This is a genomic window from Ancylomarina sp. 16SWW S1-10-2, from assembly GCF_009669305.1.
Classification (GTDB): domain Bacteria; phylum Bacteroidota; class Bacteroidia; order Bacteroidales; family Marinifilaceae; genus Ancylomarina.
In genome coordinates this window covers 76,001-89,100 of sequence record NZ_SADB01000015.1, presented here as the reverse complement: position 1 = coordinate 89,100, position 13,100 = coordinate 76,001, and the positions used below count along the sequence as shown (strand labels likewise).

Here is a 13,100-nt window from a genome sequence, read left to right as displayed (position 1 = left end):
ATTTGTTATATCAAGCTGTATTTATAATCATCATATAATTATTAACAGTTAAATACGTATATGCTGAAGCAGAGTTTACAACAAAAATTATTACAAAAGTTATCACCTCAGCAAATACAGGTGATTAAACTTCTTGAGCTTCCTACTTTGCAGCTTGAGGAAAGAATTAAAAAAGAATTGGAAGAAAATCCTGTTCTCGACGAAGGAGAAAGTGAAGAAATTCCTCAAGATGATTATCAAGAAGAAGAACACGAAATAAAAGATAAGGATCAGGAGGAGTTCTCAATCGAAGATTATATGGATGATGATGATACACCTTCTTATAAGTTATCTGCAAAAAATTATTCTAAGGACGATAAACATGAGGATATTCCTTTCTCGGGAGGAACAACATTTTATGAACAATTAGTTAGTCAACTGGGTTTAAGAATACTTACACCCGAAAAGGCTGCTTTAGCCGAATATTTGATTGGTAATATAGATGAAGATGGTTATTTACGTCGTGATATAGATAGTATTATTGATGATTTAGCTTTCTCCACAGGTATTAATACCACTTTTGAAGAATTAGTAGAATTGTTGCATGTGATTCAGGATTTTGATCCAGCTGGTATTGGTGCTCGAGATCTTCAAGAGTGTTTACTTTTACAAATTAAGCGAAAAGGTTCACACAATCCAGATGTTAAGAATGCACACATCATACTCAAAAAATATTTCGAAGAATTTACACGTAAACATTATGATAAAATCCAGAAGCGTTTAGATTTAAATGATGAAGATTTTAAATGTGCTGTGGATGAAATTTTAAGATTAAACCCAAAGCCTGGTGGAGCTTTTACGAATCCGATGTCTAAGCCATCACCAACTATTATTCCCGATTTTATTCTCGAAGAACAAGATGGTGAATTAAACTTAAGTTTGAATTTACGAAATGTTCCTGATTTGCATATCAATAGGTCTTATGCGGATATGTTGCAGGATTATTCTAATAATAAGGCAAATCATTCCAAGGATCAAAAGGATGCAGTCATGTTCGTTAAGCAAAAGCTCGATTCGGCTAAGTGGTTTATCGATGCCATACGTCAACGTCAAAATACGCTTATGCTGACTATGCAAGCTATTATTAATTTTCAGCATGCTTATTTTCTCGAAGGGGATGAGAAGCAATTAAGGCCAATGATTCTGAAAGATATTTCTGAGCTAACATCCTTAGATATTTCTACAATTTCTCGTGTTTCTAATTCTAAGTATATCCAAACTCATTTTGGTATATTTTCTCTTAAATATTTCTTTTCGGAAGGTTTACAAACCGATAGTGGTGAAGAAGTATCGACTCGAGAAATTAAAAATATACTGAGAGAGTGTGTTGACAATGAGGATAAAAGTAAACCACTTACCGATGATAAATTAACTGCTATTCTGAAAGAAAAATCCTACATGATTGCTCGAAGAACAGTGGCTAAGTATCGTGAACAGTTAAATATACCAGTGGCTCGATTAAGAAAAGAACTCTAAAAAATACAGTTGAAATCCATGAAATATCCTAAAATAATATCAGGGCTTGCACATCCAATGCTCATGCCTTCATATGCTTTATACTTAATTTTTCATTCCAATACATTGCTCGATTTTACGCCATTTCCTTTGGCTAAAGCAATTTATATGATTGTGTTTATTACAACCGTATTACTTCCTTTGAGTTGTTTACCTTTATTAAAATCATATTCGTTAATAACCAATTATAGTTTGACGGAACGTAAGGATAGAATGATCCCATTAATCTTGGCAATTTTATCGTATAGTTTAGGCTTTTATTTATTAATGGAGTTACCTGGATCAAACATATTTGCACGATTACAGCTTGCTGGTATGATTAGTTTAACCCTTTTGTTAATAATATCTTATTGGTGGAAGATAAGCCTGCACATGGCAGGTATTGGAGGTTTATGCGCTTTAATCTTCGCATTCTCTATTCGTTTTTCCACATCATTACGTAGTCTGTTTATGATGGCGATATTAGCTGCAGGACTTTTAGCTTTTTCTCGCTTAAAATTAGAATTGCATAAACCAAGTCAGATATACGCTGGTTTTTTACTTGGGTTTATTGTTGTATGTGGAACGTTTCTTTTTAAATAGAATATAATACTTTACAATAGCACATAAAAAAAGAGCTCATATGAGCTCTTTTTTTTATTCTTTTAAAATCCATAAATCGGGTTTATGATTTAGTTTTTTAAGTCTTTTAAGTTCTTGCACAGCAACTTCTTTACTTGCGAAAGATTGTATGATAACTCGATATCTACCGTTAGTTTCTATAATTCTACAAGGGTAACCCTTCTTGTATAACTGCTGGCTTAAAGTTAAAGCAGTGTTCTTTCGTTTGCTACTTCCACCAACTATATGGTAATTAAATAAGGCTCTGTTCTCAAGAATTTGAGTAAGGGAGAATGTCTTAGATAATTGCTGACTTTCAGCCGAAGGCGCTTTAGGTATTTCTCTATTTGCCGTAAGCTCAACCACATTTGTCCCATCAATCTTTGTCAGTTCTTTATTACTGCAAGCTGATAGAATTATTAGAAGTGAAATTAAGCTGTATTTATACGACTTCATAGAATCAAATATTGTTAATGCTTTATATGTAACCAAACATCTTCAGTACCCTGATTTGCACGAGCTTGCTTAAGTTCATTAAAGGCTACGTCTCTTTTAGAAAATCCTTGATACGATACACGATAAAAGTTATTATTAGACAACATAATTTCTGAATCGAAGCCTTCTTCTTGAAGTTTTGATTTCATTCTTTTAGCATTTGATTGATTCTTAAAGCTTGCTTTGATTAAGAAATATTTGTTGATCGCTTTTTTAACAACAACTTTAGGAACAACCTTTTCTACTTTCTTTTTAATAGGTTTAGCCTTTACAATTTTCTTCGTTGTTTTAGGATTCTTAAGCGTTTTCTTCTCTTCCTTACAGGCACTTATTCCAATAGCTAAACTAAGGAATGCAATAAACAAAAACTTATATCTTGTGTTCATATTTCAACAAATTTAATATAATGCTAATCAAATTACTAACAAATATAATAGATTTCGATAAACAGTAACTGTATAATAATGTTTATTTATCTTTATAACATCAGTTTTTAATCATATTCTATTTAATTTTGATTTGAGCATTATTCAGGATTTATAATTATTTGTTCAAAATAAATGCTGAGCTGATGTTAATATTATTTCAAACATTAAAACATAACTAACAATATAGAACATGAAAAGAATTGCACTAGTTGCTCATAACGAGAAAAAAAGTGAAATGTTGGCTTGGGTTAAACGTCATATGGACGAACTTAAAAAGCATAAATTAATTGGTACCTCGAATACATCACAATTACTAAACTCTGTTTTAGATCTTAAAGTTGAGCCTTTTGGACATGGACCTAATGGAGGTGATATTCTTCTTGCTGCTCAAATTCTAGGAGGTCATGTTGATGAAGTGATTTTTTTAATTGATGCCGAAACGCCTCATGGACATGAACATGATATTCAAACTTTGATACGTACAGCTGTTTTAAATAATGTTCCAATTGCCTTAAATTTAGCTACTGCTGATTTCCTTGTTGAACTCAATAAATCAGAACGGAGTAAAGACGTTTAACTTATTTATTCTTATAAAGAGCTCATAATAATTATGTTATTATGAGCTTTTTTACTTAAATTAAGGTTCTATTAATTGATCTTTTAAATGAGTGATTTCTGTAAATATAAATTTTTCCCAGAATTAAATATCTTATTTAAGACTTACTTTGGAACAATTACTGTTCGAGATATTTCTTCTTCATGGGAAACTGCTATTGCTAATAATATTGTACACAATGGCATGAAAGGCATTGTCTTGGATTATCGTAAAGCCAACTTTCAGGTTAGTTTGGATCAAACGACAGAGATTGCAGATTTTTATAAGGCAAACTTGGAGGTATTTGGCGGTTTTAAAATCGCAATTATTACTACCGAAGCAAAAGACCTTGTTATTCCAATTATGGTTAAATCAAAGGATGAAGGATATACTTCGAACGGATTTAGTACCGTTGAAGCTGCTGTTGATTGGATTTTAGAATGAAATTAAACATCTATTTTTTATGTTTTGTTAATCTAAAATTAACACAAAGGTAAAATTCAGGGAACACTTCTGCTTTTGCCTCTTTGTAAATTTGTATCGAACTTATAAATTGAAAAGCATGGATAATTTCTATTTAATTATTGTTGTTGTGTTATTTGCACTTGCAATTTCTGACTTAATTGTTGGAGTGAGTAATGATGCAGTAAATTTTTTGAATTCTGCATTTGGATCTAAAGCAGCTCCTCGATGGGCTATTTTGATTATTGCTAGTTTAGGTATTCTTATTGGAGCAACCTTCTCTAGTGGTATGATGGAAGTAGCTCGTAAGGGTATTTTTCACCCCGATCAGTTCTATTTTGCCGAGATCATGATCATTTTTGTGGCAGTCATGTTAACGGATATTATTCTTTTAGATTTTTATAATACCATTGGTTTGCCAACATCTACAACGGTGTCCATTGTATTCGAATTACTTGGTGCTGCAGTTGCTGTTGCCCTTGTTAAAATCTTGAACTCGGATCAATCACTTTTAGATTTAGGTCGTTATATAAATTCTGCAAAAGCTCTCGCCATTATAACGGGAATACTTCTGAGTGTTGTTATTGCTTTTACGGCTGGTTCATTAGTTCAATATATTACACGTCTTATTTTTACTTATAAATACGATAAACGATTTAGATATTTTGGAGCCATTTTTGGCGGTTTCGCCATTACTGCTATTACTTATTTTATTCTTATTAAGGGAGCAAAGGGATCTTCGTTTATCTCAAAAGAAACCTTGTTATGGATAAAGTCTAATACATTTACCATAATTGCAAGTTGTTTTGTAGGGTGGACAGTTCTTCTTCAGCTGCTAGTTTGGTTGGTGCGTTTGAATATTCTTAAGGTAATTGTACTCGTTGGTACTTTTGCATTGGCTATGGCTTTTGCAGGTAACGACTTGGTTAATTTTATTGGCGTTCCACTAGCTGGTTTTAAATCATTTCAAGCATATGTAGCGAGTGGTTCAGGCGATCCGTATGGTTTAACCATGGAAATGCTAACTGGTAAAGTTCAAACAGAAACCTACCTTCTTTTAATTGCAGGTATTATAATGACTGTTACACTTTGGTTCTCTAAGAAAGCAAGAACAGTTACCGAAACTGAATTGAGTTTGAGTAATCAAAATGAAGGTGATGAACGATTTGGTTCTTCATATTTTGGACGATTAATCGTACGTCGTTCTCTTTCTGCTAATAGTCGTTTAAGAACTATTTTACCCGATCGAATTCAAAAGAGTATCGATATAAGTTTTTCGCAACCTGTCATTTCTCCCGATATTGATAAAAAAGATATCCCAGCATTTGATATGATTCGAGCTTCGGTAAATCTTACTGTTGCGAGTATCTTGATTGCAATTGGTACATCGCTTAAGTTACCACTTTCGACCACCTATGTTACGTTTATGGTTGCTATGGGTACGTCATTGGCCGATAGAGCTTGGGGACGTGATTCTGCAGTTTATCGTATTACGGGAGTACTTACTGTTATTGGTGGTTGGTTTTTTACTGCTATTAGTGCATTTACCGCTGCATTTATTTTTGCTAACTTAATTAATTGGTTAGGCGGATATGCCATATTTGGTTTACTTATATTAGCTATTTTCTTTGTGGTTCGTTCACACTTAGCACATAAACGTAAGAATGAAGTTGTTTCTGAAGAGGATAATGATTCTTTGATTATTACTGGCGATGCAGCTGAGCAATGTACGCATGCTGTTTCTACACTAATTGCTAAGATTTCAGGTTTATTTGGAAAAATGATTACGGGATTAGCCTATGAAGATAGAGCTAAATTGAAAGAATGTTCTAAGAAAGTAAATAAGTTAAATGTTGAGGTTAAGAAGATTAAAAATCAGGTACCTGTTATGGTAAAATTACTTAACGAAGACAGCATTTACTCGGGTCCATTCTATGTTCAACTTATCGATTATCTTCGCGAAATGGCTCATGCTACTAGCTTTATTGTAGAACCTGTTTTCGAGTATATTGATAATAATCACAAGGCTTTTGAGTTAGAACAAATTAAAGAATTGAATATTATTCAAGCTAATCTTTCTGAGTTTTTCACCCATATTAACACGATAATTAATGATAGAAATTATCTTATTGAAAATGTAGATTCAGTTTTAGAAGAGCAAGAGGTCTTGCTGAAATCAATCAAAAAATTCAGAAAAGAACAAATCAAGAGAATTAAAGCTGAGAAGGTTGGAACAAGAAACTCAGTTCTATATCTTGGTATATTAAATGAGACTAAAAACTTGATTTTATATGCAGGAAATCTGCTTAAATCTGCACGTGATTTTTCAACTTCCAATGCAGATGATGATTTAGAATAATATTAGATCTATAGTTGTAATATTAAACAAAAAGAGCTGTTCACTAAGTTGAACAGCTCTCTTTTTTAGTTTGTATTTTATTGCTTATTTGTTAGAATATCAAGAAGTTTCTTCATACCAACACTAGCTTTTTCTTTAATGAATGTACGATTACCATAAGAGGACATATTTACTTCATGGGGATCTATAATATAGATTGGGCAATTAGAGGGAGCGTAGTCAATTAAACCTGCTGCAGGATATACATTCATCGATGTACCTACAATAACCATTATATCTACTTTAGAGACGGTTTCTGCAGCTTCTGTTATGGCAGGAACAGCTTCGCCAAACCATACAATATGTGGTCTTAAGCGTGAGCCTTTTTCACATTTACTATCGGCTGTTAATTCCCAATCGTCTAAATCGTAAATAAGGTTTTCATCTACAGTGCTTCTTGCTTTTAATAGTTCACCATGAAGATGAAGTATCTTAGTACTTCCAGCTCTTTCATGTAAATCATCTACATTTTGAGTAATTATTTCTACATCAAAATATTTTTCAAGTTCATGTAATATCAGATGGCCATCGTTGGGTTTGCAATTGAGTAGTTGCTTTCGTCTGTCGTTATAAAACTTAGTAACGAGCTCTGGATCCTTTTTCCAGCCTTGTGGACTCGCTACATCCATAACATCATATTCTTCCCATAAACCTCCCATTTCACGAAAGGTTCTTAAGCCACTTTCAGCACTAATTCCAGCACCTGAAAGCACGACTAGTTTTTTCTTGGTAGCCATTTATCTCTTTTTAGTTTTATTTAAAAACTAAAGGTAAGCAATTAGTCAGAAAAAAAATATGGTAGATAAAGATTCCAGTTCTTAGATAGAACCGATTGTGCAATTAAAAATAGGAGTATTTTTAATGTGTAGATTATCCAATAGCTGTTTTTTTGCTATGAATTTTTTTTGAAGATCCAATTAGTTTAAATTTTTCAAACTTGTATTTGACGGGAATTGTGAGGTGAAAAATTGAACCTTTTCCTAATTCAGATTCAACTTCTATATTACCGTTCATCAATTTTATATATCTAGAACAGAGGCTTAGTCCGATACCTGCGCCCGACTGTTTGCGAGTATATGAATTGTCAATTTGATTAAACCGATTGAATATTAATTCTTTTTGTTCATCACTAATGCCAGAACCAGTATCCTTTACCGAAATTTTAATTTCTTTATTATCTATTAGGCTACAATGAAGACTAATTTTACCTGATTGAGTAAAATTAATAGCATTATCTAATAAATAGCAGATAGCTTTTTCAAGTTTCTCACCATCAACGATAATATTGGGATTATGGCAATCTATTTGATAACTAATTGCAATGTTTTTTTCTAGTATTTTGATTTTTTCTTCATAGGTTATATATAACCTGATGATGATTGCTTCTAGATCGATCTCGGATTCATTTAATGGCATAATACCAGAATCCAATTGCGATAAATCTATAATTTGATTGAGTAAATTGAGCAGCGAACGACTGCTTGTATTTAAAATAGAAGTAAATTCTTTTCTATCTTCTTTTGTTAATGAATTGTCACATAAAATGTCTGATGCTCCGATTATGGCATTCATAGGCGTGCGTATTTCGTGTGAAATATTCGCTAGGAACGCATTTTTTAATTTTTCTGCTCCTTCTGCTTTCTGTAATGCCACTGCTAACTGTTTTTCAAGCTCGCAGTATGTCGGATGTTTATCCATTTAGTAGTTTTTTCTGATTATACCTATAGTGAGAGTTTGGAGCGGTTAATTTTAATCACTCTAAAGTTTTTGTAAGGAAGCTAAAACGACATCGTCACATGTAACATCTTTCCTTTTAAAAATTACTCTGTAGATAAAATATCAAAATTTGTTATGGTTGTAAGGTCTTGTGAAAATGATCGAAAAATTAAACGATGCAATCTTCAGCAACATCTTTTGAAGTCATTTCATTATGTCCACCAGTTACTTCTAATAATTGAGTCGAGTTAAGAATTTCAAAATTTTCCATGGTTATTTAAATTATAAAGTGAATATTGTTTTCGTTTTACACCCCTTTATTCCCTTTTTGGTTAAAAAGTAACCCAGAAAGTCAAAGTTTTTTTTCAAAAATATAAATACGCCCTATATTTTGAATAATTTAAGTGGGTTTATTCATCACAAGATCAGTCTTTTAAATCTTTTTTTACAGCGTGAAAAAAAATCAAAAAATATTTCGATTCTTACTGATTATTTTATGCTTTTTGATGTTTTGGGGATCAAATATCCAGGTAAAAGCATCAAAATTGTCACTATCTTTTCAACCTGATGTGAGCATATCTGCAGATTCTTCCTTGTTAGTTTTACTAAATAAGGCTGTGAACGAATTACGTTCTCAAAATTATAAGGGAGCAGAGAGGTATTTTCAACAGGTTGAAAACACGATAAATGAAGATGACTTGACGAATTATGAACTCTTGTATCGTTATAAGGTTAATTATGGTGTTGCACTTTTAAAATTGGGTAACTTTAAAAATGCCTTATTTTTCTTGAATTCTGCAGTATCTATATGTAAAAAACATTTTGGTGAGACATCAGGAAAACTAGCTCCCATATATGTGAATATGGGTAATATTTATTTCTATTTGAAAGATAATTTAAAGGCACAGAAATTTTATGAAGCGGCTTTGTTTATCATTGAAAAGAATCCAGATGCTATTCGTTGGAGAGGTCGAATAATTAGTAATTTGGGTTTGGTATCAAAGAATAATAAGGATTATAAAAAGGCCCTTAAATATTTATTAGAAGGGCTTAAAATTAAGAGAGAAAGGCATGTAAAAGACCTTTCTATTAGCTATACTAATATAGGTAATTGTTATAAAGATCTTGGAAATTACATCGAAGCTGATTACTATCTAAAATTAAGTATAGAAGAATCGATAAGGTTGAATGGTAAGGAAAATTCGGCTTTGGCTAACTTATATTTGAATTATGCCATATTTAATTCTGAAATAGACAAGTCTGAATTAGCGAAAGCCTATCTAGATAAATCCTATCAAATTTATATTGAAGAATTTGGCTTGAAACATCCAGATACGGCTCATTGTTTGAAAAATATTGCAGCCTTTTATTTTAAGGATAAGGATTATGATAAGGCATTAAAATATTACCAAAAAGCGCTTATATCGAGTACCTACGACTTTCATGGGGAGACTTTTGATCAGAATCCAGATATGCGGGAAGTTGATGGTCAGCTATCAACTTTTGATATTTTAAATGACAAGGCTTCAACCTTACATAAGTTGTATATTGAGTCGAAAGAAATTAAGTATCTAAAAGGATCTTTGAAGACCTTTGATTTGTGTGTTGAAATTATTGACCAGATTCGTATTGCTTATCAGGATGAAGAATCAAAGTTGGCTTTGAGTGCTAATGAAAGTGAGACTTTTTCTTCAGCTATTAATGTTGCGGCAAAGCTGTTTGAACTTACTGGTAATACACTTTATAAAGAAAAGGCTTTCAGATATTCCGAACGAGCTAAGGCATCTAGTTTACGTAATTATTTAAATGATGTTGATGCTAAATTGTTTGGTGGTATTCCTGTTGATCTTCAAGATTTGGAGCGACAATTAAAGCAAGATATTGCAAACTTTCGTGATAAGATTTATCAAGAGAGAAAGCAGCTTAATCCATCTCAAGATTCGATATCGAATTGGCGACATACTCTTTTTGGGCTGAATGCCGACTATGAGAAAATGGTTAAACGATTTGAAACAGATCATCCAGAGTATTATGCCTTGAAGTATGATAATTCTAGTATTTCAGTAGATGAACTTCAAAAGCAACTGAATGAGGATGAAATTTTGATCGAATATGCTTTATCGGATTCAATCTTATATTCTTTTGTTTTAGGGAAGGATCTTTTCGAAATGAAGTGTATTTCTCTTAGGAAAGGTGAATTGGAGAGTAATATTAATACGATTAAAACGAGTCTTAAATCAGATCTATTTGGTGATAACAGCATGAAGTATTACCGGGATTATATTTTCTTTGCCCATAAGCTTTATCAACTTATGATAGAACCTTATGAAGAATTGATCGAAGGTAAGCGTTTAATTATTATTCCTGAAGGTAAATTGTCCTATGTACCATTTGGCATTTTACTTAGGTCAAAAGGAGATTCAGAGAGTTTGAATTATCGTGATTTGGATTACCTAATTCGTCACAATCCAATCAGTTATCAAAATTCAGCTACGATTGGTTTTAAGCGACCAAGTAAACAATTCATAAGCTCTTCTTCAAAAAGACTTTTAGCTTTTGCTCCTTCTTACAATAATGTGAGTGACTCAATTCTTGTAACAAGGCAAGTTCGACAAAATAAATTGTACCCTTTACCAGGTGCTAAAGTTGAAGTTGAAAATATTTCAAACATATTTGAAGGGGAAACATTTATTGATGATAAGGCTACTGAAACGAATTTTAAGAAAAATGCTGAGAATTTTGACATTCTGCATCTAGCCATGCACGCTATTTTAGATGATGAAAATCCGATGTATTCAAAATTAGTTTTTACACAAACGGAGGATAGTTTGAATGATAACTTATTGAATGCCTATGAGATTTATAATATGAATCTTAAAGCGAGAATGGTTGTATTGAGTGCTTGTAATTCTGGAGACGGTAAGTTTTTGAAAGGAGAAGGAGTTATGAGTTTAGCTCGAGGCTTCTTTTATTCAGGATGTCCTAGTTTGATCATGACTCTTTGGACCGTTGAAGATTTATCTGGTTCACATTTGATGTCTTCATTTTATCAATTTTTATCTCAAAATTACCCTAAAGATATGGCTCTTCAGAAAGCGAAGTTAGCCTATTTGGAAACTGCGGATGCTTTAAGATCTCACCCTTATTTTTGGTCGGGTTATGTTGTTATTGGTGACACAGATAGTCTACTAAAATATAGTATGATTTATAGACTCTTGATGGTTTTAGGTATCGCAATATCGATTGGAGGAATTTATCTTATTTGGAAAAAAATGACTAGTAAAAAAGATAAAGAGCAAACATTGGATGTGTTTGAGACGTCATAATTGGTTTAAATATTCCATTTAAGAACGTCAAAGTTTTGACCTTTGAAACTCCAATAGAGTTGCGCCATTATAAACGAAGAAAAAGGATTGTCCTTTAGAACAATCCTTTATATATGATCGATGTATGACGAATTGATCTATTCCAGTTTACTAAGGATTTCCTTAGCCTTGGTTTTGTAAAAACTATTCCCTTTGGCAATAGCATTAAAAGTTTCTTTAGCCTTTTCTCTTTCATTGGTCATTAGGTAGCAAAATCCTAAATTCCATTCAGATTGTTCAATAAACAGGTTGTTCTTATGATTTAAAACCCGAATAAAATTCTTATTTGCTTTTTGATACTCTTGTATTTGAATATTAGAGATACCCGAATAAAAATTACTTGTTAAGTTCGTACTGTCTTTGTCCAAAATTGTTTGAAATAATGATAATGCAGCACGGTAATTTTTAGATTCATAGTATTGTGAAGCCTCTTTTATGACCTTATCTGTGTTTGTTGTTTCAGCAGACGAACGTGTATTGATAACAATACCGTAAGGCTTGTAATAATCCATAAACACATCTTTATTGGTATACGTTTTATCGCCAAGCATGTAATATGCACTAGCCAAACCAATAAATACAATCATCGATGCTGCAGCAAGTCTCCATTTGCCATGAAATCTTATCTTACGCTTTTCCTTCTGAGTAGTTGGTATATCAATGGCTTCAAGCTTAGCTCTCAAATCCATCACATCTTCTTCCATAATTGCTTCGTTAATCTCGTTGTGAAGGTTTAATTCCTTCTCCAAGTCAAGATCATCCATTAAATTTTGTTCAAAATCTAATGTCTCTTTTTCGTTTAGTTGATCGTCCAGATAATTTTCTATGCGATCAAAGTCTTTTTCGTTCATCATACTTCGGTAAATTGATTATCGCTTTTAATATTCACTATAAGTGTTTGCTTGCACTTATATTTTCTAGATTTCACGTAATCTTCTCCGGCAAAGCCTAGTTCTTTTGCAATTTCTTTTGCAGATACTTTTTTAAGATACAGCTTCATAATTTCCTGACAATCAGAAGGCAATTGTTTAAAGTGCTTCTGATAGAGACGGTACTTTTCCGTTTGTTCGTAAGACTGACTTACATCTTCAACTTGTTGGTCAAGTACAATATCCGATTTAATAATCTCAAGACTATCTTTTCGCTTCTCTAGTTTTTTTAACCACAATAGGCGGCATACAGAGTAGATATACGTTCTAAAATTACAAGTCAGCACGATGGGTGCTTTCTTCATTTTTCGAAAGATTACAATAATAGCTTCCTGAAAAAGATCGCGTGCGTCTTCACTGGTTCCACTATTGTTTTCAACGAATCTGCAAGTGTCAGGAAAGAATTTGCGATAGATGTAATTCAATACATCATTATTGCTCGTTCCAATTCCATCTAGAATTGCTTCGGTTGTGTAATCCATACTATCTACCCCTTTATTCCTTTTTTTTGCAAAAAGTAACCCAATAAAATGAAAAAAAATAATTATGCTTTAATTT

At 32.4% G+C, this 13,100-nt stretch carries 12 protein-coding genes; 6 read left to right on the top strand and 6 right to left on the bottom strand.

Annotated elements, in window-relative coordinates; all coding sequences use genetic code 11:
- Nucleotides 1-60 precede the first annotated feature (60 nt).
- Together rpoN and EMN46_RS13190 are read left to right on the top strand one after the other, a co-directional pair.
- On the top strand, nt 61-1,515 hold the full coding sequence (gene rpoN, locus EMN46_RS13195; protein ID WP_154201290.1) for an RNA polymerase factor sigma-54: 1,455 nt from the start codon (nt 61-63) through the stop codon (nt 1,513-1,515).
- An 18-nt stretch (nt 1,516-1,533) separates the two neighbouring features.
- The gene (locus EMN46_RS13190) at nt 1,534-2,136 is read left to right on the top strand and encodes a PAP2 family protein (protein ID WP_154201289.1); all 603 of its coding nucleotides are present in this window, start codon (nt 1,534-1,536) and stop codon (nt 2,134-2,136) included.
- 54 nt (nt 2,137-2,190) lie between these two features.
- Here EMN46_RS13190 and EMN46_RS13185 read toward each other — a convergent pair whose 3' ends face one another.
- Together EMN46_RS13185 and EMN46_RS13180 are read right to left on the bottom strand one after the other, a co-directional pair.
- A complete protein-coding gene (locus EMN46_RS13185) occupies nt 2,191-2,610 on the bottom strand; it encodes an SPOR domain-containing protein (RefSeq protein ID WP_154201288.1) in 420 nt (139 codons plus the stop codon).
- Between the two features lie 14 nt (nt 2,611-2,624).
- On the bottom strand, nt 2,625-3,035 hold the full coding sequence (locus EMN46_RS13180; RefSeq protein WP_154201287.1) for an SPOR domain-containing protein: 411 nt from the start codon (nt 3,033-3,035) through the stop codon (nt 2,625-2,627).
- A gap of 232 nt (nt 3,036-3,267) precedes the next feature.
- On the opposite strand from EMN46_RS13180, the gene EMN46_RS13175 reads away from it, so the two are divergent.
- The 3 genes from EMN46_RS13175 to EMN46_RS13165 all read left to right on the top strand — a co-directional run bounded on the left by EMN46_RS13175 (nt 3,268) and on the right by EMN46_RS13165 (nt 6,493).
- Nucleotides 3,268-3,654: a methylglyoxal synthase gene (locus EMN46_RS13175; RefSeq protein WP_154201286.1), complete on the top strand. Its 387-nt coding sequence runs from the start codon at nt 3,268-3,270 to the stop codon at nt 3,652-3,654.
- Between the two features lie 87 nt (nt 3,655-3,741).
- On the top strand, nt 3,742-4,116 hold the full coding sequence (locus EMN46_RS13170; RefSeq protein WP_154201285.1) for a hypothetical protein: 375 nt from the start codon (nt 3,742-3,744) through the stop codon (nt 4,114-4,116).
- A gap of 118 nt (nt 4,117-4,234) precedes the next feature.
- Nucleotides 4,235-6,493, top strand: coding sequence for an inorganic phosphate transporter (locus tag EMN46_RS13165; protein WP_154201284.1), 2,259 nt, complete (start codon nt 4,235-4,237; stop codon nt 6,491-6,493).
- A gap of 77 nt (nt 6,494-6,570) precedes the next feature.
- On the opposite strand, the gene EMN46_RS13160 is transcribed toward EMN46_RS13165, so the two are convergent.
- Together EMN46_RS13160 and EMN46_RS13155 are read right to left on the bottom strand one after the other, a co-directional pair.
- Nucleotides 6,571-7,269: an NAD-dependent deacylase gene (locus EMN46_RS13160; protein WP_154201283.1), complete on the bottom strand. Its 699-nt coding sequence runs from the start codon at nt 7,267-7,269 to the stop codon at nt 6,571-6,573.
- Between the two features lie 133 nt (nt 7,270-7,402).
- On the bottom strand, nt 7,403-8,230 hold the full coding sequence (locus EMN46_RS13155; protein WP_154201282.1) for a sensor histidine kinase KdpD: 828 nt from the start codon (nt 8,228-8,230) through the stop codon (nt 7,403-7,405).
- Nucleotides 8,231-8,793: 563 nt separating this feature from the next.
- Here EMN46_RS13155 and EMN46_RS13150 point away from each other — a divergent pair.
- Complete coding sequence (locus EMN46_RS13150) at nt 8,794-11,574, top strand: CHAT domain-containing protein (RefSeq protein WP_195715272.1); 2,781 nt, start codon at nt 8,794-8,796, stop codon at nt 11,572-11,574.
- 137 nt (nt 11,575-11,711) lie between these two features.
- On the opposite strand, the gene EMN46_RS13145 is transcribed toward EMN46_RS13150, so the two are convergent.
- Nucleotides 11,712-12,467, bottom strand: coding sequence for a tol-pal system YbgF family protein (locus tag EMN46_RS13145; RefSeq protein ID WP_154201280.1), 756 nt, complete (start codon nt 12,465-12,467; stop codon nt 11,712-11,714).
- On the bottom strand, nt 12,464-13,024 hold the full coding sequence (locus EMN46_RS13140; protein WP_154201279.1) for an RNA polymerase sigma factor: 561 nt from the start codon (nt 13,022-13,024) through the stop codon (nt 12,464-12,466). Before EMN46_RS13140 ends, EMN46_RS13145 begins: the two co-directional genes overlap by 4 nt.
- Between the last annotated feature and the right edge of the window lie 76 nt (nt 13,025-13,100).

Excerpts from the sequence above, each read along its gene's own strand:
- EMN46_RS13180 (WP_154201287.1), bottom strand. The coding sequence starts at position 3,035 with ATGAACACAAGATATAAGTTTTTGTTTATTGCATTCCTTAGTTTAGCT.
- rpoN (WP_154201290.1), top strand. The coding sequence starts at position 61 with ATGCTGAAGCAGAGTTTACAACAAAAATTATTACAAAAGTTATCACCT.
- EMN46_RS13185 (WP_154201288.1), bottom strand. The coding sequence starts at position 2,610 with ATGAAGTCGTATAAATACAGCTTAATTTCACTTCTAATAATTCTATCA.
- EMN46_RS13145 (WP_154201280.1), bottom strand. The coding sequence starts at position 12,467 with ATGATGAACGAAAAAGACTTTGATCGCATAGAAAATTATCTGGACGAT.
- EMN46_RS13175 (WP_154201286.1), top strand. The coding sequence starts at position 3,268 with ATGAAAAGAATTGCACTAGTTGCTCATAACGAGAAAAAAAGTGAAATG.
- EMN46_RS13170 (WP_154201285.1), top strand. The coding sequence starts at position 3,742 with ATGAGTGATTTCTGTAAATATAAATTTTTCCCAGAATTAAATATCTTA.
- EMN46_RS13165 (WP_154201284.1), top strand. The coding sequence starts at position 4,235 with ATGGATAATTTCTATTTAATTATTGTTGTTGTGTTATTTGCACTTGCA.
- EMN46_RS13140 (WP_154201279.1), bottom strand. The coding sequence starts at position 13,024 with ATGGATTACACAACCGAAGCAATTCTAGATGGAATTGGAACGAGCAAT.
- EMN46_RS13160 (WP_154201283.1), bottom strand. The coding sequence starts at position 7,269 with ATGGCTACCAAGAAAAAACTAGTCGTGCTTTCAGGTGCTGGAATTAGT.
- EMN46_RS13155 (WP_154201282.1), bottom strand. The coding sequence starts at position 8,230 with ATGGATAAACATCCGACATACTGCGAGCTTGAAAAACAGTTAGCAGTG.
- EMN46_RS13190 (WP_154201289.1), top strand. The coding sequence starts at position 1,534 with ATGAAATATCCTAAAATAATATCAGGGCTTGCACATCCAATGCTCATG.